Below are 24439 nucleotides of genomic sequence, written 5' to 3'. Positions count from 1 at the left end.
CGGCGGCACGGCAACACCGTGATCGCCGTCCTGATCCTCGTGATCCTGCTGTTCCCGCTGTACTGGATGGTCAACATCGCGCTCCAGCCCGGCGAGGGCCTCGCCTCGACCGACTGGTTCCCGGTGGACGCGGGGCTCGGCAACTTCCGGCGCGCGCTGAGCAGTCAGGGCGGCTCGCTGGTCACCAGCCTCGTCGTCGCGCTCGGCGCCGTGGTGGTGTGCCTGGCCCTGGCCGCGCCCGCGGCGTACGGCCTCGCGCGGTTCGGCCTGCGCGGCAGCCGCACCATCGTGTTCGGCACGCTGATCACGCAGATGGTGCCGGGCATCGTCGTCGCCAACGCGCTGTACAGCGCCTACGTCGACCTGCACCTGGTGAACTCGGTGCTGGGGCTGATCCTCGCGGACGCCTCGCTCGGGCTGCCGTTCTCGCTGGTGCTGCTGCGGGCGTTCATGGTGTCCATCCCGCGCGAGGTGGTGGAGGCGGCGCTCGTGGACGGCGCGAACCGCTTCACGGCCTTCGTGCGGATCGTGCTGCCGATGAGCCGCAACGCGCTGATCACGTCGGGCCTGTTCACGTTCCTCTTCGCGTGGTCGGACTTCATGTTCGCACTGACCCTCAACACCACGGACGACGTCAAGCCGGTCACGCTCAGCATGTACGAGTACATCGGCGCCCATGTCAGCGACTGGGGCGCCGTGATGGCGACGGCAGTCGTCTCCGCCGTGCCCGCCGCGATCCTGCTGGTGCTCGCCCAGAAGTACGTCGCGGCCGGCATCAGCGGCGGATCAGTCAAGTAACACCGAACAGGAGCACGCCTGATGAAGTTCACCGACGGCTACTGGCTGATGCGCCCGGGGATGACCGCGCACCACGCGGCTTCCGTGGCGGACGCCGTCGTCGCCGATGACCGGCTCACGCTGTACGCGCCGGTCAGGAACGTCCGGCACCGCGGTGACACCCTCAACGGCCCGCTGATCACGGTGGAGTGCTGGTCCCCGGCGGAGGGGGTGATCGGCGTGCGCACCACCCACCACGCAGGGCGCCCGTCCCCCGGCCCGGAGTTCGCGCTGAGCACGAAGGACGGCGGCCACGCCACGACCCACGAGGAGGGCAGCACCCTGTCCCTGCGGTCGGGCGGGCTGACGCTCACCGTCGACACCGCGGGGCCGTGGCAACTCGACTTCACCGCGGGGGAGCGCCGGCTCACCTCGATCGGCCCCCGCGGCACCGGATTCGTCACCGACGGCGAGGGCCGCCACTTCATGGTGGCGCGGCACGCCCTGGGGGTCGGCGAGAACGTCTACGGCCTCGGCGAGCGCTTCACCCCGTTCGTCAAGAACGGCCAGAGCGTCGACATCTGGCAGGCCGACGGCGGCACCAGCAGCGAGCAGGCCTACAAGAACGTGCCGTTCCATCTCACCGACCGCGGTTACGGCGTCTTCGTCAACCACCCGGGCCGGGTGTCGTACGAGGTGGGCTCCGAGGCGGTCGGCCAGGTCCAGTTCAGCGTCGAGGACCAGTCGCTTGAGTACTTCGTCGTGCACGGCCCGTCCCCCAAGGAGGTGCTCGCGCGCTACACGGCCCTGACCGGGCGCCCCGCACTGCCGCCCGACTGGTCGTTCGGGCTGTGGCTCTCCACGTCGTTCACCACGGACTACGACGAGGCGACGGTGGGCCGGTTCGTGGACGGCATGGCGGACGCGGGCGTGCCCCTGAGCGTGTTCCACTTCGACTGCTTCTGGATGCGCGCCTACCACTGGAGCGACTTCGTCTGGAACCCCGACGTCTTCCCCGACCCGGCCGGGATGCTGTGCCGGCTCAAGGAGCGCGGCCTGAGGATCTGCGTATGGATCAACCCGTACATCGCACAGCGCTCCGCCCTGTTCGATGAGGGCATGGCGCGCGGCTTCCTGCTGCGGCGGCAGGACGGCGGAGTGTGGCAGTGGGACAAGTGGCAGGCGGGCATGGCGCTGGTCGACTTCACCCATCCGGGGGCGCGCGCCTGGTACGCCGGCAAACTGCGCGAACTGCTCGACCAGGGCGTCGACTGCTTCAAGACGGACTTCGGCGAGCGGGTGCCGCTCGACGTGGCGTGGCACGACGGCTCCGACCCGGAGCGCATGCACAACTACTACGCGCAGGCCTACAACGAGACCGTCTTCGACCTGCTGCGCGAGGTGCGCGGTGAGGGTGAGGCCGTGGTGTTCGCCCGGTCCACGACCGCCGGCGGCCAGCGGCTGCCGGTGCACTGGGGCGGCGACTGCGAGTCGACGTTCGAGGCGATGGCCGAGTCCCTGCGCGGCGGCCTCTCGCTCGGCCTGTGCGGTTTCGGCTTCTGGAGCCACGACATCGGCGGGTTCGAGGGCACGCCGTCGCCGGCGCTGTTCAAGCGCTGGGTGCAGTTCGGGCTGCTCTCGTCCCACAGCAGGCTGCACGGCTCCACGTCGTACCGGGTGCCGTGGGACTTCGGCGAGGAGGCGGTGTCTCTCACCCGTGACTTCACACGGCTCAAGAACCGCCTGATGCCGTACCTGTACGGCGCGGCCGTGCAGGCCAGGGACCACGGCACGCCCACCGTCCGGCCGATGGTGCTCGAATTCCCCGACGACCCGGCCTGCCGGACGCTCGACCGGCAGTACATGCTCGGCGACGACCTGCTGGTGGCGCCGGTCTTCGACGAGGGCGGCGCCGTCGAGTACTACGTGCCGTCGGGCGTGTGGACGAACATCCTCACCGGACGGTGTGTCACCGGTCCCGGCTGGCAGCGCGAGACCCACGGCTTCGGCACGCTGCCGCTGCTCGCGCGGCCGGGCTCCGTGGTGCCGTTCGGCGCGCGCGACGACACGCCCTCCTCCAGTTGGGCGGACGGCGTGACCCTGCGCGTCCACTCCCCCGCCGGCTCCGCCGACCCGGCCGATACGACGACGGTCGTGCCGGCGCGTGACGGGACGCCCGCCGCGACGTTCACCGTCCGCGCGGAAGGTGACACGGTCACGGTCGAGACGGACAGCGCGCCGGCGTGGCGGCTGCTGCTCGTGGGCGAGGAGGCCGCAGGGTCCCCAGGCGTCGCCGAGGCCGCCGAGGCCGCAGGCCGGACGGCCGTGGAGGCCGCCGCGGATCCGCTCGGGGCCCGGTACGACTGTCCGGCCGGTACGTTCCGCCTGACCGTGCCACGGCGCTGACACGCTGAGGCACGCGGTGGCGCGGACCGCGGCGTTCCGCCCCTGACATACCCTCGTACCGTCGTCGTTCCCGTCACGGCGCCCGGGTGAGGAGGGACCACGTTGCACGCCTTGGCCATCGCCCTGTTCGACCCGGCAGCGGGTCAGGGAGGCCGCCAGTTCGCGGAGCTGGCGTTCGCACTGCTGCTGTCGACGCTGATCGGCGCGGAGCGTGCCCGCCAGCAGAAGAGTGCGGGGCTGCGCACGCACACGCTGGTCGGCGTCGGCAGCGCGCTGTTCATGGAGGTCTCGCAGCACGGCTTCAACGCGGTACTCGGCCTGGACAACGTCTCCTTCGACCCCTCGCGCGTGGCCGCTCAGATCGTGTCCGGCATCGGCTTCATCGGCGGCGGGCTCATCTTCGTGCGGCGGGACGCGGTGCGCGGCCTGACGACGGCGGCGACGGTCTGGCTCACCTGTGCGGTGGGCATGGCGTGCGGCGGCGGCCTGCCGCTGCTCGCCGTCGGGGTGACGGGTGTGCACTTCCTGGTCGTCCAGGGGTATCCGTACGTGACGCGGCGCATCCCGGCGCTCGCGACGCCCGAGGTGACCCGGCTGCACCTGGCGTACCGGATCGGCACGGGCGTGCTGACGCGCGTCCTGGAGTTCACCACCGGCCGGGGCTTCCAGGTGGTGCAGGTGCGGGTGGACCGGGCGGCGCCGCACCCCGACGACGACGAGGCTCCGCCGAGAGCGGGCGAGGCCGGCACCGCGCTCGTCTACGTGGACATCGAGGGCAGCGGCAGCGTGTCGCAGCTCGTGGCGGAGCTGTCGGAGTTCGAGGAGCTCATGAGCGTGTCCTCGCTGCGCGGCGAGGACGACGGCGGCGACTGACGGGGCGGGGCGCCCCTCACTCCTCGCGCAGTCGCTCCGCGAGCGCCTCGATCCTGGACCGCCACGCCGCGAGCGCCTCGTCCGTGTCGAGGGTCTTCGGGCCCGTCTGGGTGAGGACGAGACGTGCCCCGCGGCCGGTGCCCTCCCGCAGTTCCCATGTGACGGTGGCGCCGTCGTCCCACCCGTAGCCGAGGAAGTGCGGCGGATGCACCTCGCTCACGTGGCCCGCGGGCACGCCCGGCGCGGTGAACCCCGCGGGCACGGGCAGCCCCGGCACGGGTTCGATGCCCGCGCACAGCACCTTCCAGACCTTCGCCGCCGGCGCGGTGAGCCGGCGCTCGAAGCGCACCGTGCGCATGGCACCGCTGCTGTCCGCCGTGCCGCGGTCGAGGCCGAAGAGGCGCACGTACGCGTCGTGCGCCTCGGCCGTGTCGTGCGGGGGCTGCACGGGCCCGCCGTCGAGCAGCCGGCCGAGCGCGGCCATGCACGCGTCCCATCCGGCGGCGAAGCTCGCGGCCTCCGCGCGATCGTCGAAGGTGTGCACCAGGGACAGGACCGATCCTGCGCCCTCCTCGGCCACGCTCCACGACAGGTGGTCGGGGCCCCGGTCGAACGCGAAGAGGCCCGGCGGCACCAGATCGGTGACGGTGCCGGTGGTGCCCCGCTCCTCGCCGCCGGGTGAGGTGAAGGAGATCGCGCCACCGGGGCGCGGGTCCAGGCCGACCTGGAACGGGAACCACTGGGACAGCCGGGCCGGATCGGTGAGGGCCTCCCACACCTCGCCGCGCGGGTGGTCGAACCGTCGGGCCATGGTCAGGATGGAGCGTCCGCCGCCGGAGGTGAGGGCGTCGGCGTACCGGTCTGCGTTCATGGCCGCTCATCCTGCCAGGGTTGCTCTCGGTTTCGGCCAGATGCGGCGCGTGACCCTCGTCGAAACTGGCTGGAACCATATGGTGACAGCGCGTCAACATCGGTCACATAATGACGTGATCGCACGATGGGGCGATCATGTTCGTCCCTGCTCTCCCGGGTATCGCCCCACGGCCAACCGACCCCAACGGACGGCGCAAGGAGAGCGGCCGTGCATGACGAATTCCTCTGCCATGTCACCGCCTACGGCGTGTGCGGCGGGCAGCGCGTCGGCGTCCCGCTCGGCACCTACCGGGCGCCCACCCTGGCACTCGCCCTGTGGTGGCTGCGCGACCGCGCGTCCTGGATCGCCGAACGCCTCGACCCGACCCCGGACGGCGGCAGCATTCCCGGCCACGCGCTGACCCCGGTCGGCACCGACGTGCCGGACGTCCCGCACACCCTGCGGTCCTGGCGCGACGACACGCAGCACCAGGAGATGATCGCCGAGCACCTGGCGCACGGGCGGCTGATCCGGGTGGCGACCCACGATGACACGACGGAGTACGAGTTGCTCGCGGAGTCCGTGGACGCGCTGCGCATGGAGAGGACGGCGCCGGTGCCGCTGGTGTCCGCCGTGCCTCGGGCGGAGCGGCGCTTCCCCGCGCTCGCGGGCAGCGTGGCGGAGCCGTTCGGGGACACGGTGTGGTTACGCGCCGTGGGCGCGTAACCGGTCACCGCACCATCGCGAAGATCCTCCTTCCGGACCGATGAGTACGGTCGCCCCGTGCGGTCCACCCCTCGACGACCGGCCTGCGAGAGGGGCATGCGATGTTGGGTGCATCAGAGGCGTTCAGTGGTTTCGCGGTGGACGACACCGAGGCGGCGAAGCGGTTCTACGGCCGGACCCTGGGGCTGCGGGTGACGGAGGCGAACGGCCTGCTCACGCTCGAGCTCACCGGCGGCACGCGAGTCCTCGTCTATCCGAAGGAGAAGCACACCCCCGCCTCCTTCACCGTCCTCAACTTCCCGGTCGACGACATCGAGGCGGCCGTGGACGAGCTCGTGAGCAGGGGGGTGCGGATGGAGCGCTATCCGGGGATGCCGGCCGACGAGCGCGGGATCATGCGTGAGGGGGGTCCGTACATCGCCTGGTTCACCGATCCCGCGGGCAACGTGCTGTCCGTGCTCCAGGACCGGCCCGCCTGAGGCCGGGGCGAACCGCCGTGGTGCGCCGGTGAGCGCGCCCGCACCGGGTAGACGGCAGACTGGCGGTACGCAGGTAGGAGCCGGTGCCAGGGAGGCGAGTGGACGGTGTTCGAACCCGAGGACATCAGAGAGTGGCGCGACCACGACGTGGTCGATGTCGGCAAGAAGAAGATCGGCACGCTGGAGGCCGTCTACGTGGACACGGCGACGGACGCCCCGTCGTTCGCCACCGTGACGATCGGGCTGCCGACCAAGCGCCGGCTGGTCTTCGTACCGCTTGAGCACGCGACGGTCGGCCCCGATTACCTGAAGGTCACCGTGGACCGCAAGGTGGCGAAGGACGCGCCGTCGATCGATGTGGACGGCGAGCTGCTCGCGGAGGACGAGCCCAAGGTGTTCGCGCACTACGGCATGCCGTACGCGACGGGCGCGGGCGGCGAGCGGCGTCTCGGCAGGCGGTGACGCGGGCGGGGCCGGTGCGAGGCGGGCGGTGCGGGCGGGCGCCCGCACCGCCCCGTGCGTTCTCCGGCTCCGGCTCGGGCTCCGGCCCGGCGCCCGGGAACTGCCAGGGCCCTCGGCCGCGTTCACGGCACAGCGCCCCGTGTACCCCGCCGGGAGGCGGCACTGGTCCACGTGGGGCCGACTATATGATCCAGTCCACGCCGTGGGCGCGTCCCGGCACCCTTTCGGGTGCGCCCGCCCGAGCGACCGCCGCAACCTGAGGGGTTCGAGACGCAGCGATGACCCGGAAGCATGTCAGCGAGGTGGACAGGCCGGGCAGGGTCCTGCGCGTGCGGCGCCGGTTCGCGGGCTCGATGGCGGACGTGGCCTGGGCCCGGGGCCGCGAGATGGAGCTGATGCACCGTGCCATGGGCTTCGCCGCGCTCGGCTTCCTCACCCTCGTTCCGCTGCTGATCGTCATCGCGGCCACCGATCCGGCGAGCGGCCAGGGGTTCGCCCGGTGGATGGGGCAGGGCATCGGGGTGTCGGCGGGCCCGCAGCACGAGCTCGAGCAGCTGTTCGGCCGGCCGCGGCAGGCGCTCCAGGGCACCACCGCGCTCGGCCTCGCCGCGCTCGCCGTGTTCGGCCTCAGCTTCGGCGGTGCGGTGCAGACGGGCTACGAGCGCGTCTGGGACCTGTCGGCGGCGCGCTGGCACACCATGTGGCGGCACGTCGTGTGGCTGGCGAGCCTGATCGTCTACCTGGTCATCTTCGTCAACATCCCCGTGACCTCGGACTCGCTGCCGTGGAAGGTCGTGGGGACGCTCGGCGACGTGGTGGCCGCCTACCTGTTCGTGTGGTGGTCCCAGCGGGTCCTGCTCGCGGGCCGTGTGCGCTGGAGCGCGCTGGTGCCGGGCGCCGCGGCGACCGCGCTCGGCATGCTGGGCCTGCGCATCTTCTCGCAAGTCGTGTTCTCGCCGCTCATCGCGTCGAGCGCGGTGACCTACGGGCCGTTCGGCACGGTGCTGGTGATCCAGTCGTGGCTGGTCGGCGTGGGTTTCGTGGTGTACGGAGGGGCGCTGGTCGGGCGGCTCGTCCACGAGAACCGCACGCGGCGGCGGCTTCGGGACGCGACCGCTGCCGCGGAGGCCGGCCCGCCCGGGAGCTTCTGAGTCACGGACGTGCCGGCCAAGGCAGGGCGCGGTCAGCAGCTGAGGTCGGCGCCCGGGTCCACGCCGAGTATCTGGGCGAAGTGCGTGTAGTTGTCCACGCGGTCCTGCACCTCGGCGGGGTTGCCGCCGTCGCACTCTATGGACCCGTTGATGGACCGGATGGTCTCGCCGAAGCCGCGACCGTTCACCATGGCGTCGTGCGGGGTCATGGTCCCTGGCCCGCTCTGGGTGTCCCAGTACCACAGGCCGGTCTTCCAGGCGACGGACGCGTCGTTCTGGACGAGGTCGGGGTTGTCGAGCAGGTCGATGCCGAGAGCGTCGCCCGCGGCCTTGTAGTTGAAGTTCCAGCTGATCTGGAGGGGGCCGCGGCCGTAGTACTTGTCCGTGCCGGCCGGGCAGCCGTACGGCTGGGTCGTGTCGCAGTAGTGCGAGTAGTTGGCGGTGTTCTGCTCCACCACGTACTTCAGGCCCCCGGTCTCGTGGCCGACGTTGGCGAGGAAGGCGGCGGCCTCCTGTTTCTTGACGGTGTCGCTGCCGGTGCCCGCGAAGCCGGGGTACGCGCTGAGCGCGTCGGTGAGGCCGGCGTACGTGTAGAAGGGGTTCCTGCTCGGGAACATCTGGTCGAACTGGCCCTCGCTGACGACGAAGGCGGCGTCCGTCCCCGCCGGGTGCGCGGGCGCGGCGGCCTGCGCGGGGGCGAACGAGAGCACGGAGAACGCGGCCGCGGAAACGGTGGCGGCGAACGTGGCGATGAGGCGACGGCGCACGGGCTTCACTCCTCGAAGGACCGCCGTCCCCGTGGCGGCCCGTTCCCTGTGGGGGGTTGGCCCGGGTTCACGGACGGGAGCGTGCGGGGACCCCCGGGCATGACGGGGCGCCACTTCCCGTGTGTGGGGCACGGGATGCGCGGATCCTCTGCGTTCGCAAAGGCCCCGTCGTTGGACTAGACCATACCCACGGGCGTGTTCGCGTCAAGGGTGTGCGCGTCGGCGTCGCAACGCGCTGCCGCGGCACCACCGCGGCCCGGCGGGGGGTGCGGTTCGCGCCGGCGCCTCCCCCGCCTCGTAGGGTGGCGCCATGAGTGATCGCTCCCGTACACGCCCCCGGCTCGGTTACCCGGCCGCGGCCGCCGTGTTCGCCATCGGCATGCTGGGGACGACGCTCCCGACGCCGCTGTACGGCCTGTACCGGACGGAACTCGGCTTCTCCGAGTTCGTGGTGACGGTCGTGTTCGCCGTCTACGCCGTCGGCGTGATCGCGGTGCTGCTGCTGGCGGGGAACTTCTCGGACCAGGTGGGGCGCAGACCCGTCCTGCTCACCGCGCTCGGCCTGTCGGCGGCGAGCGCGGTGTGCTTCCTCTTCGAGGGCGGGCTTCCGGTGCTGCTGCTGGGGCGGCTGCTTTCCGGCTTCTCCGCCGGCCTGTTCAGCGGGGTCGCCACGGTCACCGTGATGGAGGTGGCGCCGCGGGAGCGCGCCGCGCGCGCGGGTTTCGCGGCGACCGCGGCGAACATGGGCGGACTCGGCTGCGGCCCGCTCGTCGCCGGGCTGCTCGCGCAGTACGTGTCCTCGCCACTGACCGTGCCGTTCCTCGTGGACATGGCGCTGATCGCCGCCGCGTGCGTGCTGCTGTGGGCGCTGCCCGAGACGGTGGCCGAGCGGCGCAGGCCGCGGCTGAGGCCGCAGGGTCTCACGGTGCCGCCCGAGGCACGTGGGGTCTTCACGCCCGCCGCGACCGCCGCCTTCGCGGGCTTCGCACTGCTCGGCCTCTTCACAGCCGTGGCACCGAGCTTCCTCGCGCAGACGCTTTCCGAACGCAATCTGGCGGTAGCGGGCGCGGTCGTGTTCACGGTGTTCCTCGCGTCGGTGGTGGGCCAGTCCATGACGGACCGCATCGGCCGCCGCCGCACGCTGCCGGGCGGCTGCTTCGTGCTGGTCGCCGGGTTGCTGCTGGTGGCCGCGGCACTGTATTGGGAGTCGTTGCCGCTGCTGGTGGCCGGGGCCGTGTGCGGCGGTCTCGGCCAGGGGCTGTCGTTCCGTGCCGCCGTGGGGACGGTGTCCGCGGCGGCCCCCGCCGAGCACCGGGGCGGCACCATCTCGTCCTTCTTCGTGATCGCCTATCTGGGCATCTCGCTGCCGGTCGTGGGCGTCGGCGCGCTCACTCTGGCCGCCGGGCTGCGGGACGCGGGGCTCATCTTCACGGCGTGCGTGATGGTCCTCGCGGTCGGCGTGGGCCTGTACGTGCTGCGCAAGCCGCCGCGTACGGCCTGACCCGCCCGGAGCCGCTCAGGGACGCCCAGCCGCCGGAATCTCCTCGCCGGCCGGCGGCGGTCCCGGCGGCGTGCCGTCGCCGAAGGGGCGGCCGCCCAGCTCCTGCCTGCGGTGCGGCGCGAGCCATCCCGACAGGTCGGGGCCGAGCGGCACGATGCCCGTCGGGTTCACCCCGGTGTGCACCTGGTAGTAGTGCCGCTTGATGTGGTCGAAGTCGACGGTGTCCCCGAAACCCGGCGTCTGGTAGAGATCGCGAGCGTAGGCCCAGAGCACCGGGTCCTCGGCGAGCTTGTACGCGTTGCACTTGAAGTGGCCGTGGTAGACGGCGTCGAACCGCACCAGCGTCGTGAACAGCCGGATGTCGGCCTCGGTGATCGAGTCGCCCATCAGGTAACGGCGGCCTGCCAGCCGCTCCGAGACGGTGGCGAGCCGGCGGAAGACCGCGCGGAAGGCGTCCTCGTACTCCTCCTGCGTGGTGGCGAAGCCGGCACGGTAGACCCCGTTGTTGACGTCCCGGTACACGCCCTCCATCACCTCGTCCGTCTCCTCGCGCAGCGCCCGCGGGTAGAGGTCGGGCGCGCCGTCGCGGTGCAGGGCGCGCCATTCGGTCGCGAAGTCCAGCGTGAGGCGCTGGTAGTCGTTGGTGACCAGCCTCTTCGTGGGGACGTCGACGAGGGCGGGGACGCTGACGCCGCCCGGGTAGCCGCTCTCGCGCGCGTCGTAGGCCTCCGACAGGTAGCGGATTGCGAGCACCGGGTCGCGGCCCCCGGGGTCGAGGGTGAAGCGCCAGCTGCGGTCGTCCTGGATCGGGTCGGTGACGGCGAGTGAGATCGCGTCCTCCAGGCCGAGCAGGCGCCAGGAGATCAGCGCGCGTCCGGCCCAGGGGCAGGCGCGGCTGACGACCAGCCGGTAGCGGCCCGCCTCGACGGGCCACCCGTCCCGGCCGTCCGCGGTGACACGGTCGGCGAAGTGGCTGCGGGACCGCTTGAAGGGCTTGCGTCCGTACGCGGCGTTCCCCGCGCCGTCCGCGTCGCCCGCGCCGTACGGCCCCGTGGTGGACATGGCTGCCATGGTGGTCACTCCCGTCTGCCGGTTGCCCTGTCCACCTTTCCACTCGGGCCGGGCGTACGCAGTTCCCGCGTCGCACCCCCACCCGATGGCCCGCCCGGCACTGCTCCCGGCCCGGCGCGGTCCGCCCGGTAGCCGGGCGGATCCCTTGCCGGACGCCGATCCGACCGGGACGGAGGCTAGGACTTCCGCGTTGCCCTGCCGGCGATCACGTCCGCCAGCGCGACGATCAGCGCCGCCACCACGAAGGCGACGGAGACGACCAGGCCGTGGTCGTACGCCGTGCCCCAGCCGTCCTTTCCGACCTGGGCGAAGAACACGGAGCCCACGGCCGCGATGCCGATGGCCGAGCCGACGCGCTGGCCGGTCTGCAGCGTGCCGCCGGCGCTGCCCGCGGTGTCCACCGGCACGCGGGAGAGGGTCAGGGTCTGGTTGGGTGCGATGACGAGTCCGCTGCCGAGGCCGGCGAACAGCAGTGGGGCCGCCATCGCCCAGCCGACGCCGCGCCCGGGCACCTGGTGCACGGCGAGGGCCGTGCCGCCGAGGCCGACCGCCACCATCGCCAGGCCGACGGCCACGAGCGGCCTGCCGAAGCGGCTGACGAGCCGGCCGCCGATGGCCGCGGCGAACCCCGAGCCCAGCGCGAAGGGCGTGATCGCGAGGCCGGCGAGCAGCGCCGAGTAGTGGAGCCCGTTCTGCAGGAAGAGCGTGCTGACGAAGAAGATCGAGGTGAAGCCCGCGAAGTAGAGCAGGATCAGCGAGCTGCCGAGGGAGAACGACCGGATGGTGAACAGCGAGAGTCGCACCACAGGCTGCGTGCCGCCCGCCGGGCAGCGCGCCTCCCATGCCACGAAGGCGGTGAGGATCACCGCCGCGGCCACCAGCAGCAGGTACTTGCCGTCGCCCTTCCACTGCTGCGCCTGGACGAACGGCAGCAGCAGGCAGAACACGCCGGCGCCGAGCAGCACGACGCCCAGCGGGTCGAGTTCCCGCAGCCTCACACGGGACGCGGACGGCGTGTCGGGCAGCAGCCTGCGGGCGAGGAGGACGCAGAGCACGCCGATCGGCAGGTTGACGTAGAACACCCAGCGCCAGCCCTCGGTGGGGCCCGCGGCCTGGATCAGCAGCCCGCCGAGCAGGGGGCCCACCGCGGTGGAGATGCCGACCACCGTGCCGAAGGCGCCGAACGCCTTGCCGCGCTCGGCGCCGCGGAACATCTGCTGGATCAGCGCGGAGATCTGCGGCGAGACCAGGCCGCCCGCGACGCCCTGCACGAGCCGCGCGATCACCAGCCAGCTGCTGGACCGGGCGAGCCCGCAGGCCGCGGACGCCACGGTGAACAGGCAGAGCCCGAAGATGAAGACGGCCCGCCTGCCCCGCGCGTCCCCGAGCCGTCCCGCGGGGATGAGGAAGAGGCCGAAGGCGAGCGCGTAGCCGGAGAGCACCCACTGCAGATCCGACGCCGGGGTGTGCAGGCCGGACTTGATGGACGGCAGCGCCACGTTCACGATCGACACGTCGAGCAGGGTCATGAAGCCGGCGACCAGGCAGACGGCGAGCGCCCGCCAGCGGTGGGGGTCGGGCGCGTCGGTGTCCCCGGCGGTGCCCGGGGAGAGCTGCCGGTCCGCCACGGGCGTCTCCTCTCGTCGGGGCATGCGCCGCGCATCCGGCGGGGCCCGCGCCTCAGCGGCGCCCGGCGGGCACGACCTGCCGGGTTCCCGACCTTATACAGGGAAACGGCGTACACGGGAGCCGCACCCTCAGCGTGCGGCCAACCATTTAGATGAACGTCCGCTCAAGATGTCCTATGGTGGCGAGGTGGGACGCAAGCGCGGGTTCGAGATCGATGAGGCGCTCGGCGCGGCGGTCGACACGTTCTGGGAACGCGGCTTCGACGCGACGTCGGTGCAGACCCTGTGCCGGGCGATGGAGCTGCAGCCGGGCAGCGTCTACGCCGCCTTCGGCAGCAAACGGGAACTCTTCACGGCGGCGCTCGGACGGTACGTGGCGACCGTGTCGGCGGAGGCCGTCGAGCGTGTCAACGGCGCGCCGAGCGGCATGCTCGGCCTGCGCGCCTACTTCGCGCACCTGGTGGACTCCATGGTCGACGGCAAGCGCCGCTGGGGCTGCCTGATCACCAACTCCCTGGTGGAGCTGGCCGACCGGGAGCCGGAGTTGGCCGGTCTCTTCCAGCGCCACCTGGCCAACCTGGAGACGAGTTTCGCAGCCGCGCTGACCCGCGCACGCGACGACGGGGAGCTTCGCGCGGGTGTGGGCCCCGAAGCGGCGCCCCTCCTCGTCGCCGTGGTGCAGGGGATGAACGTGATGGCCAAGGGCAGGCCGGGACGCGCCGCACTGAAAGCCGTCGCGGACTCGGCGCTGGCCGGTCTCGCCGCCTGAGCCGCCGCCCTCCGGTCGCGCCAATCGCCCGATTTCGCCCCATACGATGCATACGGTGGCCCCATGGCCGCTGAACACGACGACGACGTCCCCCGCCCGAGTGGCTCGCAGACGGGAGAGCCGGCGGGCGGCGGCGCCCGCCACGGCGGCGAGCACGGCAGGCGCCCGGGGCTGCGCGAGCGGTGGGAGGCGTTCACCGACTCGCCGTACCTGCCCGCCGTCGTCCTGGTGTTCATCCTGTCGGCGGGCGCCGGCCTGTTCGCCGGGTCGTACACGTACAACATGGCGAATCCGACCCCGCGCCACATCCCCACCGCCGTCGTCGGCTCCGACGCCACGCCGCCCGCCCGGGCGTTCACCGCCGGTCTCGAGAAGGCGCTGAACACCTCCATCGCACTGCATTCGTACGGCAGCCGCACGGCGGCGCTGCACGCGGTGGAGGAGCAGAAGGTCTTCGCCATCGTCACGTTCCGCGAGTCGGGCGGCCGGACGACGGTACGGATGGACGTGGCGAGCGCGGCGGGCCAGTCCGTTGCCCAGGTGCTGGCGCAGGCGGCGCCGAAGGTGGCCGAGGCGGTGCATGTGCCGCTCGTGCTCGGCGACGTCAAGCCCCTGCAGAGGGGCGACCCGCGCGGGCTCGCGATTTTCTACATCACCCTGGCGGCCGTCATCCTGGGCTTCGTCGGCGCGATCCAGTTGAGCGTGCACGCGCGGCTGCTGACGCCCTTCGAGCGGATCCTGGCCATCGTGGCGAACTCGCTCCTCGGCGGCTTCACGATCTGTGCGGTGGTCGACTGGTGGCTCGGCGCGCTGGACCTGCCGTTCGTCGAGTCGTGGCTCATCCTGGCGTTCACGATGTTCACCTCGGGCATGGTGTTCACCATGTTCAACACCCTGGTGGGCCGGTGGGCGATGCTGCCGACATGGGGTCTCATGGTGCTGCTGGGAAACCCGTCGTCGGGCGGCGCGGTCTCCTGGCCGCTGCTGCCTTCGCTGCTCGGCCGCATCGGGCAGTGGCTGCCGCCAGGGGCGTCCGTGAACGCGCAGCACACGGCGGTGTACTACGGGGACGCCCAGCACGTGTTCCCGTTCCTCGTACTGGCGATGTGGGCGGCGCCGTGCACCGCCGTCTTCTGGGTGTGGCGCCACCGCCATCCGGGCGGACGGGACCGGGCCCCCGCGCACGCGGCGAACGCCGACGGCGGCGCGGGGGCCTGAGGCTGGACGGGACCACAGCCGGGACGGGTCAGCCGACGTTCACATCGATGCAGGTGTAGAACGCGTTGGCCGTGTCGGCGATGTTCCAGACGGCGAGTACCTTCTGCTTGCCGCGCAGGTCGCCGAAGTTCACCTGGTGGGTGACGGTGGCGTTCGGCCTCGCGCCGTGGTCGTTGAACTCCGCGATCTTCCGGTCGCCGACGAAGTACTGCCAGGTGCTGGTGGCGTGGCGGGCCGTCAGCGTCCAGGTGAACGTCGTGGTGGACGAGACGGGCGTGACCACCCAGCCCTTGCTGTCGTCGTCGAGCTCGGCGAACCTGGCGTTGCCGCCGCTGCAGCTCTTCAGGCCCTTCGGGCCCTCCACGCTCTGCGGCTCCCACTTGATGGGGCCGCAGCTCACGATTCCCTCGGCGCACTGCGCCTGCCGGCTGGGCGGCGACGAGACGTAGCCGTGTGCGCTCGCCGAACTCGCCGGGAGCGCCACCGCGACGACGGGCGCGAGGACCGCGCCTCCCAGGGCTGCCTTCCACTTGTTGCCTGCACGCATCACGAACTCCTTCACGCGAGGCGGTGCCGTGTGCCGCGAGCCATGGGGTACTCGCGGGGACGGCGGCGCGCCTCTGGTCGAGTGTGGGGCCTGGCTGTGCGAAGGACGACGGCGCTCGACCGCCCGCCACGGCCTCATCCGGGATGCGTGGGGACGGGCGCCGCCGCTTGGACTAGACCATTGCAGCGCGACGTGCTCACGTCAACAGCAGGTTTCGGCCCCCCTCAGCGTGCCGTCCAGCCACCGTCCAGCGTGAGGGACGAGCCCGTGACGAACGACGCCTGCTCGGTGCAGAGGTAGGCGACGGCCTCCGCGACCTCCTCCGGCTCGAGCAGCCGCTTCAGCGCCGTCTCGGTGAGCATCACCTCGGAGACGACGCGTTCGGGAGGGATCCCGTGGGCCTCGGCCTGGTCGGCGATCTGCCGCTCCACGAGCGGAGTGCGTACGTAGGCGGGGTTGACGCAGTTGGATGTCACGCCGTGCCCGGCCCCTTCGAGCGCCGCAGTCTTGGACAGCCCCTCGAGCCCGTGCTTCGCGGCGACGTACGCCGATTTGTACGGCGACGCCCTCAGTCCGTGCACCGACGAGATGTTGACGATGCGGCCCCATCCCTTCGCGTACATGTGCGGCAGCGCGCCCTTGATCAGGCGGAACGGCGCCTCGAGCATCACCGTGAGTACGGTGTGGAAGACGTCGGCAGGGAACTCCTCGATGGGCCTGACCAGTTGCAGGCCCGCGTTGTTGACGAGGACATCGGCGCCCGCGGCCGCGCGCTGAGCGGCGTCGAGGTCGGTGAGGTCGAGCACTTCGGGCAGCAGGGCGCCGTCGCCCTCGATGGGCTCCGCGGCCAGCGCGGCGAGGCCGGACGCGTCCCGGTCGAGCGCCCGCACGGCGGCGCCGGCGGCCGCGAGCCGCAGCGCGCAGGCCCTGCCGATGCCGCCGGCCGCACCGGTGACGAGGGCGGTGCGGCCCCTCAGGTCGAGCCCGCCGGAGCGGCCGGCGGCGCGGGAAGCGGGTTCTGTCGCGTCGTTGTGCGTCATGATCCCACCGTAGTGATCCGCCCGTGATGGTCCGCGGGTTGTCCGCGAGCCCGCGGCCGGTCAGCCGATGGCCGGCTCGAACCAGGTGGGCCCGTCGCCGAGCGCCTGCTTGAGGCGGAACAGCGCGAAGTCGCGCAGCTCGGGCAGCGCGTCGACCGGGAACCAGCCGACCTCGAGGGACTCCTCGTCGTGCACGTGCGCCTCGCCGCCGATCGCACGGCAGGCGAAGGTGATGTCCATGAACTGGCACACGTCGCCGTTGGGGTACGTGATCGGCTTGCGCATCGCGTGCACGGACACGACGCGTTCCGTCTCGCAGTGGACGCCGGTCTCCTCGAAGACCTCCCGCACCGCGGCGGCCGCGGGCTGCTCCCCCGGCTCCGGGATGCCCGCGACGAGCGCCCACTCGCCGTTGTCGGCCCTGCGGCCGAGCAGGACCCGGCCCTCGTCGTCGAAGACGACGGCGGTCACCCCCGGCAGCACGAGCAGCTGGTGGCCGGCGTCGGCGCGGATGTCCCGGATGAAGTCAGGCGTTCCCATGGTCACCGACCCTACGGCCCCGGCGGCTGCTCGGGCGACGTGATCCGGCCGGTCACGCCCGCGCGGCGGTCGAACCGCCGCGCCTGCTCCGTACGGTGCGCACGACGGTCCAGGCGACGCCCGCCCCGCCCACGGCGACGAGCAGCCACTCGGGCAGCGTGCCGAGCCGGGTCGCGGGGGTCAGCGACGTACGCAACGGGACCTTGCCCTCCAGGATCGCGGGCGTGAACATCCCGCTCTTCCGGGTGATGCTGCCGTCGGGCTCGATGATGGCGCTGACGCCGCTGGTCGTGGGCACGACCACGGAGCGGCTGTGCTCGACCGCGCGCACCTCGTCCATCGCCAGCTGCTGGTACGTCATCCGGCTGCGGTCGAAGGTGGCGTTGTTGCTCGGCACGGCGAGCATCTCGGCGCCCGCCACGACCGGGTCGCGCACGTCGTTGTCGAAAGCGGCCTCGTAGCAGGTGGCGAAGCCGACCTTCGTGCCCGCCATGTCGAAGACGCCGACCTTGGTGCCGGGCGTGAAGTCCTTGCGCACGAGCGCGACGTCCTTGCTGAACTTCTCGGCGAGCGAGCGCATCGGGATGTACTCGCCGAACGGCTGGATGTGGCGCTTCTCGTAGGTGGCGCCGGGACCCGTGGTGGGGCTCCAGTTGATCAGCGTGTTGTAGAGCTTGCCGTCGGGCCCCGGCTGCTGCACGACCGTGCCGATCTCCGTGGGCACCCCGATCGCCTTGACCGCCGTGTCGATGGCCAGGCGCGCGCCCTCGTCGTGGAGCGGGTCGATGTCGGAGGAGTTCTCCGGCCACAGCACCAGGTCGGGTTTGGGCCGCTTGCCCGCCTTGACCTCGGCGGCGAGCTTCAGCGTCTCCTTGACGTGGTTGTCGAGCACGGCGGAGCGCTGCGCGTTGAAGTCCAGGCCCATGCGGGGCACATTGCCCTGGATCGCGGCCACGGTGGCGGAGCCCGCCTCGGGGGCGGTCGACACGAGCGGCAGCGCCGCGAACGCCCCGGCGACCGGGGCGAGGACCGTGACGGCCGCGGCGGTCACGGCGCCCCTGCGCGCGTCGCCCGATCCGCGGCCGGCTGCCACCCGCCGCGCGGCCTGCCGGGCCGCCTCCGCGAGCCCGAAGGCGCACAGGACGACGGCGAAGCCGAGCAGCGGCGTGCCGCCGACCGCGGCGAGAGGGAGGAAGAAGCCGTCCGGCTGGCCGAAGGCGACCTTGCCCCAGGAGAACCCGCCGAACGGGAACCGCGCTCGCGCGGCCTCCCCCGCGATCCACACGCCCGCAGCCCACAGGGGCCATACGGGCAGCCTGCTGACGGCGGCGATACCGAGGCCCACACACCCGAGGAAAAGCGCCTCCGCGACGGCGAGCGCGATCCACGGGAAGGACCCGACCTCGACGCTCGTCCATTCGAGCAGCGGCAGGAAGAAGGCGAGCCCGCCGAGAAGCCCCAGGCCGAACCCCACGCGGAGCCTGCGCCCGTACAGGCTCCAGCCGAACAGCGCGAGCCCCGGCAGGGCGAGAAACCACAGGGGTTGCGGCGGGAAGCTCACGTAGAGCAGCAGCCCGCCGGCCACCGCGGCGGCGGGCCTGATCAGCCCCCGCAGCAGACGCTGCCCGACGGGGGCGGGTGCCGGGGCGGGTCCCGGCTGGGGGGTCTCGACCGACGTCACGGTGGCGCTCACCCTGCGGAGTGTACGGCGCGCACTTGTGCGGCCCGGGGGCCGCGCGGCGCGCAATGGGCGACCACGAGAGCCCCCTGCGACGCCGGCGGCCACATTTCGGCACCATTCCTTCGCACCGTGTCCACGCGGGGCGGCGCAGCCGCTACGGTGTCGCCAGTCTTCGACGGGGGGTCGAGGGGTTGACAACAACACAGGAGAGACCGCCGGTCCCGGGGGCCGGCGGGGCGCCGGGCTCCGTGGGGGTCATCGTGCTCGGCTGCTGCGCGGTGTGGGCGCTGATCAGCTCGGCTCTCGGGCAGGGCAGGCCGGAGGGCGTGCTGCTCGCCGTGCTCGCGGTCGTGGCGGGCTACGCCTGCGGCCGGATCGGCGGCTCTGCCGTACCGGCGGGCGCGGCCGTGGCGTCGGCGCTGGCGGCGGGGGCCGCGGCGGCGGCCGCGGCGACCGGTTCCGGCGCAGGCGATGGACGCGCCGGCGAGGTCGCGGCGCTGCTCGCCCTGGCGCAGGGCGCGGCGTGCTGCGCGGCCTGCGCGGTGCGCACCGGGGGCCGGGCCTGGGCCGCGCGACTGCTCGTGGTGGCCGTGGTGGTACTTGCCGCGGTGCTCGGGTCGCCCGCGGGATGCGCGGCGACGGCCGCCGTGGCGCTGTGCGCGCTGGGGGCGGCGGGGGCGCACGGACGCGGACGCGGGCCGGTCCTGCTGGTGTGTGCGGCGGTCGCGGCGGCGGCCGTCGCGGGGGTGTGTGCCGTCGCGCACGGCGCGCTGCCCGCGGACGGCGCGGTGCCCACGCGCCGCGTGGCGGTCTGGCACGAGGCGGTGGCACTCGCGCGCGAGCACCCGGTGACCGGCGCGGGGCCCGACCGCTTCGGGGAGCTGGGTCCGGCGGCGGCCCAGGCCGCCTCCGCATTTGACGGTGAGGCCCACTCGGCGCCGCTGCAGGAGGCCGCGGAGCAGGGCGTGGTGGGCCTCGCACTGCTCGCGGGCGTCTACGTCTGGATGCTGTACGGGCTGGCGCGCTCGCCCCGTACGACACCGGTCGCGGTGTCGGCGGCTGCCGCGCTGACGTGCCTGGCGGTCCTGGCGAGCGCGAGCGACGCGCTCAGCTTCGCCCCGGTGGCGGCGGCCGCGGGCGCGCTGGCGGGCCTCGGCACGGCGGATCCCGCGCCGCCGGCTGTGCCGTACGGGTGACGCGTGCGCCGTCCGGGTGACGACGCGGAAGCCGGACGGGCGGGCCGCAGGCCCCGCCCGCCCGGCACACTGCGCCCTACCGCGTCGCGCCGCGGGGCGCGCAGGCAGGCGCGCCGACGGGCCAGGCTCCGTGCTGCTTCGCCGCGCATGAGGCAGGCCCCGGTGGGGCCGGGGAAGCGCCAGACCCAGCCCCATGAGGGCAGACGCCGACGGCATCGGCCCGTGAGCCCATGGGGGCTCCTCCTGGCCCCGCACGCTGAGACTCTGCGGGGCGCGCTTCTCCACCGCGCCGCCGGCATGCCCCTGGGTTCCGGGCCTCAGGCTGTGGGCCCAGATCGCCCGCCCCAAAAAGGCGTCCCGACAGGTGTTCGAGCTGCCCGACGCGCGCCTGCGGAGGCACCGGTTTCCGTCGCGCCGCCGGGCCCGTCGCACGGTGGGCGCGCGGGCGCCGGATCGCCGTGGGACGTGGCCCCCGTGCGAGCCGATGCGCGCCCTTCCGGGTGCGCTACACGGCCCTGCCCGGGCGGGACGCGCGGCAGCGGGCGCGCAGGATGCGCACCGCCGACTCGGCGTCGTCCACCGTCACCGTGAAGTCGCGTCCGTCGAGCATCCGCAGGACCAGCCCCTCTCCCCTGCGCACCACGACCGCCGTGCCCTTCTCCGGCCGCCAGCGGTAGCCCCAGCCGCCCCACTGGTGCGGTGTCACACGGGGCGCGAAGTCCGCGTCGATGACGTGCGAGAGGGGGATGCGGCGGCGCGGCACGCCGATGTGGCCGCACCGCACCTCCAGGCACTCCTCGTCGATCCGTACGCCGACGTGGACGAACGCGAGGGTCCCGAAGAGCATCAGGAGGCCGGCGGCGAAGCAGCCGATCACGGACATCAGCAGCGCGGCCACTCCGGACGTCCAGGTGGAGTCCACGGCGAGCTCGACACCGAGCGCGATGCACGCGGCGCCCACCGCCGCGAGCAGCCACTGCACGCGATTGGTCGCCCGGCCCGACCAGCGCTCGGACAGGGTCGTCGCGGCCTGGCCCGCGGGGCCCTGCTGCCGTGAGTGCTCCGTCATGGCATGCAGCGTACCCACGTTCCGGAGAACTGGGCCCCTTGAGTTCGGCCGGAACGGGACACTGGCCGTGAACCTCGACACGCCGCACGCGGGGGGCGGTGGCCGCCCTGGTGGCGGGCGGCGCCGCCAGGGGCTCAGACGAGACGGCCGACAGGGGCCAGCAGGCGGCCCTGTTCATAGGCGAGCGCCTCGGGCGGCAGGTCGGACTGCCTGCCGCTCAGCAGCACGACGGGCGGCCCCGCCGGCTCCGCTTCCGGGGCGGGGTCCGCGCCGATGCGGCGCAGCGCCTGGCTCGCGACCGCCGTGGCCGATCCGTGCAGCGCGGCGCCCGGCGCGACGGCGGCCGCGATGCGGTCCGCCACCAGTTCGTAGTGGGTGCAGCCGAGTACCACGGCCCGCACCCCCGCCGGGGTGAGCGCGGCAGCGGCGGCCACCGCGCGGTCGACGGCTTCGTCGTCGGCGCTCTGCACGGCGTCCGCGAGCCCGGGGCACGGCACCTCGGTGACCTCGGCGCCCTGGCCGAACTCGGCGATCAGCCCGCGCTGGTACGGGCTGCCCGTGGTGGCGGGGGTTGCCCACACCGCGACGGCTCCGCCGCCGGCCGTGGCCGGCTTGATCGCGGGGACCGTGCCGACGACCGGCAGCCCGGGCTCGTACGCGGCGCGCAGCGCGGGCAGGGCGTGCACGGTCGCGGTGTTGCAGGCCACGATGAGGGCGTCGGGCCGGTGCGCCGAGGCAGCGTGCGCGACGGCCAGTGCCCGGCCGCTGATGTCCTCGGGCGTCCGCGGCCCCCAGGGCAGCCCGTCGGGGTCGCAGGACAGGACGAGTTCCGCGTCCGGCCGCAGCCGGCGCACCGCGGCGGCCGCCGCGAGCAGGCCGATACCGGAGTCCATCAGCGCGATCTTCACGACGTCACCCTAGTCGACCGTGACCCGCCGCCCGGTGTGCGGCAGACTGCGGCGGGTGAGCATCGTTGTGTGGATCTCCGTGGTGTCGCTGGCCGTCTGGTGCTGGCTTCTGTTGGGACAGGGCTTCTTCTGGCGGACGGACCAGCGCCTGCCGTCGGGTGCGCGCGGGCTGCCCGCGCCGGGGCAGTGGCCGTCGGTGGCCGTGGTCGTGCCGGCGAGGGACGAGGCGGAGGTGCTGCCGTCGAGCCTGCCGTCGCTGCTCGCGCAGCAGTACCCGGGCAGGGCCGAGGTCTTCCTCGTCGACGACGGCAGCGGCGACGGCACGGGGCAGCTGGCGCGGGAGCTCGCCGAGCGGGACGGCGGGTTGCCGCTGACGGTCTCCTCCCCCGGTGAGCCGGGGCCCGGCTGGACGGGCAAGCTGTGGGCCGTGCGGCACGGCATCGCGCTGGCGCGCGGCGTGGAACCCGACTATCTGCTGCTGACGGACGCGGACATCGCGCATGAGCCGGACAGCCTGCGCACGCTCGTGGAGGCCGCGCACGGCGGCGGCTACGACATGGTCTCGCAGATGGCGCGTCTCAGGGTGGCGAGCCTGTGGGAGAAGCTCGTCGTACCGGCGTTCGTGTACTTCTTCTCCCAGCTGTATCCGTTCCGCTGGGTCAACAACCCGTCTCTTCGCACGGCCGCGGCCGCGGGCGGCTGCGTGCTGCTGCGGGCGCAGGCGGCGGAGCGCGCGCGGGTCCCGGAGTCGATCCACCAGGCCGTGATCGACGACGTGTCGCTCGCGCGCGCCGTGCAGGCGTCGGGCGGCAGGATCTGGCTGGGGCTCGCGGAACGGGTGGACAGCGTCCGGCCGTACCCGCGCCTGGCCGACCTGTGGAAGATGGTCTCGCGCAGCGCGTACGCCCAGCTGCGGCACAACCCGCTGGTGCTGTTCGGCACGGTGGTCGGGCTCGCGCTGATCTACCTGGTGCCGCCCGCGATGACGATCGCAGGCCTGGCCGGCGCGGGCGCCTGGGCCGGCTGGGCGGGTTTCGCGGCGTGGGCCGTGATGACGGGCTCGTACCTGCCGATGCTGCGCTACTACCGCGAACCCCTGTGGACGGCACCCCTGCTGCCGTTCACGGCGCTGCTGTACCTGCTGATGACCGTCGACTCCGCCGTGCAGCACTACCGTGGGCGCGGCGCCGCGTGGAAGGGACGCACGTACGCGCGCCCCGAGGCCGCCCAGGAGCCGTGACGGGGCGCCGCACGCCGCTACTTGCGGCCCGGTGTCCAGTCCATGCCCCAGCCGTACGCGCGGTCGACGGTGCGCTGCGGGCTGACACCGCGGTCCGGTACGAGGAACCGCGCCTCGCGCTGTACGACCAGGTCGGACCCTTCGCGGGTGAGCAGCGCGAGTGCGCACACCCGGGAGGGGACCGTGCACTCCCCGAGCGCGAAGTCGATCGGCGCGCCGTGCTGCGGCTGGAGGGTGACGCCCGCCTCCAGGTCGGCGAAGCTGCTGGCGCCCTCGTAGATCGTGACGAAGATCAGGATGCGCCGGAACGCGTCGGTGTGGTCGAGGTTGACGGTCATGTTCTCGCCGGCGGCGACGGCGCCCGTGCGGTCGTCCCCGTCCAGGTGGATGTACGGGGGCCGCTGCAGCGAGCCGAATGCGTTGCCGAGCGCCTGCACGACACCCTTGCGGCCGTCGGTCAGTTCGTAGAGGGCGCACAGGTCGAGGTCGAGGGTGGCGGGGCCGGCGAGCGCGCGGCCCAGCTTGGCCCCCCAGCCCTTCGGCTGCTGCCGTTTGGCGCGCATCTGCCAGTTGAGGTTCACCCGCAGGGCTCCCGAGCCGCCACCCTGCTTGGCGAGCGAGACGGTGGGCGCGTCCTTCGTCAGGGTGACCTTGGACAACCTGACCGGCCGCGACGGCGACGCGGCGGATTCCGAAGGGGCGCCGGGCGCCACCGGCGCGGCGGACGACGCGGCGGGCGGCGTGGGGTCGGGCGCCGGGGGGAACGCCGGGGCGGACGGCGGCACGGGGGGTGCCGGCGGGGCGGACGGCGACGGTGCCGGGGGCGCGCCCAAAGTCCCTGCGCCAGAGGCGGGTCCGTCGACCGTGATACCGAAGTCCGTTGCCAGACCGGCGAGTCCGGTGCTGTAGCCCTGCCCCACCGCCCGGAACTTCCAGCCGCCCTGGCGCCGGTAGAGCTCGCCGATGACGTAAGCGGTCTCGACCGTCGCGCCGTCGCTGTCGTAGCGCGCGATCTCCGCGCCGGAGGCGGCGTCGGTGACGCGCACGTAGAGCCCGGGGACCTGCCCGAACGTGCCGCCGTCGGCGGAGGCGGCGAGCACGACGCGCTCCACGGCGGGTTCGATGCGCGCGAGGTCCACGCCGAGCGCGTCCGTCACGGCAGGTCCGCCCGTCCGCTTGCCCTCGTGGCGCACCGCGCCGGACGGGTCGGAGGGCTGGTTGTAGAAGACGAAGTCGGCGTCCGACCTGACACGGCCCGACACGAGCAGCAGCGCGGACGCGTCGACGTCGGGCGCACCCGGCCGGGGACTCCAGCCCAATTCGATGTGTACGGCAGGAGCGTGCACCTGCACATTGGCGCCTTTAAGCATGGACATGATCTCTCCCAGCGCGCCGCGTCCCTACCGGACTTTCCATGATTCCAACGTAATCACACCGGTGCGTGCGCGCCGGGTGCGACTCGTCGGTAACCCGTACCCCACTTGCCTTTACATGATTCAAACCCGTCACGGCGACCGTTTTTGACAAGTTCGCTCGC

General features: G+C 73.0%; 22 protein-coding genes and 1 pseudogene. 12 read left to right on the top strand and 11 right to left on the bottom strand.

The window, feature by feature from the left end; all coding sequences use genetic code 11:
- Positions 1-66: 66 nt before the first annotated feature.
- The 3 genes from IH48_RS0110090 to IH48_RS0110080 all read left to right on the top strand — a co-directional run bounded on the left by IH48_RS0110090 (position 67) and on the right by IH48_RS0110080 (position 4056).
- Positions 67-798, top strand: a complete 732-nt coding sequence (locus IH48_RS0110090; RefSeq protein WP_420705470.1) for a carbohydrate ABC transporter permease — start codon at positions 67-69, stop codon at positions 796-798.
- Between the two features lie 21 nt (positions 799-819).
- The gene (gene yicI, locus IH48_RS0110085; protein ID WP_030902033.1) at positions 820-3183 is read left to right on the top strand and encodes an alpha-xylosidase; all 2364 of its coding nucleotides are present in this window, start codon (positions 820-822) and stop codon (positions 3181-3183) included.
- Positions 3184-3285: 102 nt separating this feature from the next.
- Positions 3286-4056: an MgtC/SapB family protein gene (locus tag IH48_RS0110080; protein ID WP_030902032.1), complete on the top strand. Its 771-nt coding sequence runs from the start codon at positions 3286-3288 to the stop codon at positions 4054-4056.
- Positions 4057-4072: 16 nt separating this feature from the next.
- Here the strand turns inward: IH48_RS0110080 and IH48_RS0110075 are convergent, their stop codons facing one another.
- A complete protein-coding gene (locus IH48_RS0110075) occupies positions 4073-4927 on the bottom strand; it encodes an SRPBCC domain-containing protein (RefSeq protein WP_030902031.1) in 855 nt (284 codons plus the stop codon).
- A gap of 210 nt (positions 4928-5137) precedes the next feature.
- Here IH48_RS0110075 and IH48_RS0110070 point away from each other — a divergent pair.
- The 4 genes and pseudogenes from IH48_RS0110070 to IH48_RS0110055 form a co-directional block, all read left to right on the top strand.
- Positions 5138-5536 (top strand): annotated as a pseudogene (locus IH48_RS0110070) (hypothetical protein); the annotation flags it as partial.
- Positions 5537-5736: 200 nt separating this feature from the next.
- Entirely contained in the window at positions 5737-6114 is a 378-nt protein-coding gene (locus IH48_RS0110065; protein ID WP_030902027.1) for a VOC family protein, read from the top strand.
- A gap of 105 nt (positions 6115-6219) precedes the next feature.
- A complete protein-coding gene (locus IH48_RS0110060) occupies positions 6220-6576 on the top strand; it encodes a PRC-barrel domain-containing protein (RefSeq protein WP_030902025.1) in 357 nt (118 codons plus the stop codon).
- Between the two features lie 278 nt (positions 6577-6854).
- Entirely contained in the window at positions 6855-7727 is an 873-nt protein-coding gene (locus tag IH48_RS0110055) for a YhjD/YihY/BrkB family envelope integrity protein (RefSeq protein WP_078849598.1), read from the top strand.
- 32 nt (positions 7728-7759) lie between these two features.
- Here the strand turns inward: IH48_RS0110055 and IH48_RS0110050 are convergent, their stop codons facing one another.
- Positions 7760-8437, bottom strand: coding sequence for a chitinase (locus IH48_RS0110050; protein WP_420705469.1), 678 nt, complete (start codon positions 8435-8437; stop codon positions 7760-7762).
- Between the two features lie 367 nt (positions 8438-8804).
- On the opposite strand from IH48_RS0110050, the gene IH48_RS0110045 reads away from it, so the two are divergent.
- Positions 8805-9995: an MFS transporter gene (locus IH48_RS0110045; protein ID WP_030902019.1), complete on the top strand. Its 1191-nt coding sequence runs from the start codon at positions 8805-8807 to the stop codon at positions 9993-9995.
- A 15-nt stretch (positions 9996-10010) separates the two neighbouring features.
- On the opposite strand, the gene IH48_RS0110040 is transcribed toward IH48_RS0110045, so the two are convergent.
- Positions 10011-11057, bottom strand: coding sequence for a glutathione S-transferase family protein (locus tag IH48_RS0110040; protein WP_030902018.1), 1047 nt, complete (start codon positions 11055-11057; stop codon positions 10011-10013).
- Between the two features lie 185 nt (positions 11058-11242).
- Complete coding sequence (locus IH48_RS0110035) at positions 11243-12718, bottom strand: MFS transporter (RefSeq protein WP_051839487.1); 1476 nt, start codon at positions 12716-12718, stop codon at positions 11243-11245.
- A gap of 163 nt (positions 12719-12881) precedes the next feature.
- Here IH48_RS0110035 and IH48_RS0110030 point away from each other — a divergent pair, with 163 nt between their 5' ends.
- Together IH48_RS0110030 and IH48_RS0110025 are read left to right on the top strand one after the other, a co-directional pair.
- Positions 12882-13463, top strand: coding sequence for a TetR/AcrR family transcriptional regulator (locus IH48_RS0110030; RefSeq protein WP_030902011.1), 582 nt, complete (start codon positions 12882-12884; stop codon positions 13461-13463).
- Between the two features lie 63 nt (positions 13464-13526).
- Positions 13527-14681: an ABC transporter permease gene (locus IH48_RS0110025; RefSeq protein ID WP_234434194.1), complete on the top strand. Its 1155-nt coding sequence runs from the start codon at positions 13527-13529 to the stop codon at positions 14679-14681.
- A gap of 28 nt (positions 14682-14709) precedes the next feature.
- Here the strand turns inward: IH48_RS0110025 and IH48_RS0110020 are convergent, their stop codons facing one another.
- From IH48_RS0110020 to lnt, 4 genes are all read right to left on the bottom strand, one after another.
- The gene (locus tag IH48_RS0110020; protein WP_030902007.1) at positions 14710-15228 is read right to left on the bottom strand and encodes a lytic polysaccharide monooxygenase auxiliary activity family 9 protein; all 519 of its coding nucleotides are present in this window, start codon (positions 15226-15228) and stop codon (positions 14710-14712) included.
- Positions 15229-15452: 224 nt separating this feature from the next.
- Complete coding sequence (locus IH48_RS0110015; protein WP_030902006.1) at positions 15453-16268, bottom strand: 3-hydroxybutyrate dehydrogenase; 816 nt, start codon at positions 16266-16268, stop codon at positions 15453-15455.
- A gap of 60 nt (positions 16269-16328) precedes the next feature.
- Positions 16329-16808, bottom strand: a complete 480-nt coding sequence (locus IH48_RS0110010) for an NUDIX hydrolase (RefSeq protein WP_030902004.1) — start codon at positions 16806-16808, stop codon at positions 16329-16331.
- A 52-nt stretch (positions 16809-16860) separates the two neighbouring features.
- Positions 16861-18501, bottom strand: a complete 1641-nt coding sequence (gene lnt, locus IH48_RS0110005) for an apolipoprotein N-acyltransferase (RefSeq protein WP_030902003.1) — start codon at positions 18499-18501, stop codon at positions 16861-16863.
- Between the two features lie 236 nt (positions 18502-18737).
- On the opposite strand from lnt, the gene IH48_RS0110000 reads away from it, so the two are divergent.
- Positions 18738-19685, top strand: a complete 948-nt coding sequence (locus IH48_RS0110000; protein WP_030902001.1) for an O-antigen ligase family protein — start codon at positions 18738-18740, stop codon at positions 19683-19685.
- A 505-nt stretch (positions 19686-20190) separates the two neighbouring features.
- On the opposite strand, the gene IH48_RS0109995 is transcribed toward IH48_RS0110000, so the two are convergent.
- Both IH48_RS0109995 and IH48_RS0109990 read right to left on the bottom strand, forming a co-directional pair.
- Entirely contained in the window at positions 20191-20754 is a 564-nt protein-coding gene (locus IH48_RS0109995) for a hypothetical protein (RefSeq protein WP_051839486.1), read from the bottom strand.
- A 134-nt stretch (positions 20755-20888) separates the two neighbouring features.
- On the bottom strand, positions 20889-21662 hold the full coding sequence (locus tag IH48_RS0109990; protein ID WP_030901996.1) for a glutamate racemase: 774 nt from the start codon (positions 21660-21662) through the stop codon (positions 20889-20891).
- 55 nt (positions 21663-21717) lie between these two features.
- Here IH48_RS0109990 and IH48_RS0109985 point away from each other — a divergent pair, with 55 nt between their 5' ends.
- On the top strand, positions 21718-22902 hold the full coding sequence (locus IH48_RS0109985) for a glycosyltransferase (RefSeq protein ID WP_030901995.1): 1185 nt from the start codon (positions 21718-21720) through the stop codon (positions 22900-22902).
- 17 nt (positions 22903-22919) lie between these two features.
- Here IH48_RS0109985 and IH48_RS0109980 read toward each other — a convergent pair whose 3' ends face one another.
- Complete coding sequence (locus IH48_RS0109980; protein ID WP_030901993.1) at positions 22920-24272, bottom strand: TerD family protein; 1353 nt, start codon at positions 24270-24272, stop codon at positions 22920-22922.
- Positions 24273-24439: the final 167 nt, after the last annotated feature.

The organism is Streptomyces sp. NRRL F-5126 (assembly GCF_000721265.1).
In the GTDB taxonomy this organism is placed as follows: Bacteria; Actinomycetota; Actinomycetes; order Streptomycetales; family Streptomycetaceae; genus Streptomyces.
This window is presented reverse-complemented; position numbering and strand designations above follow the sequence as displayed.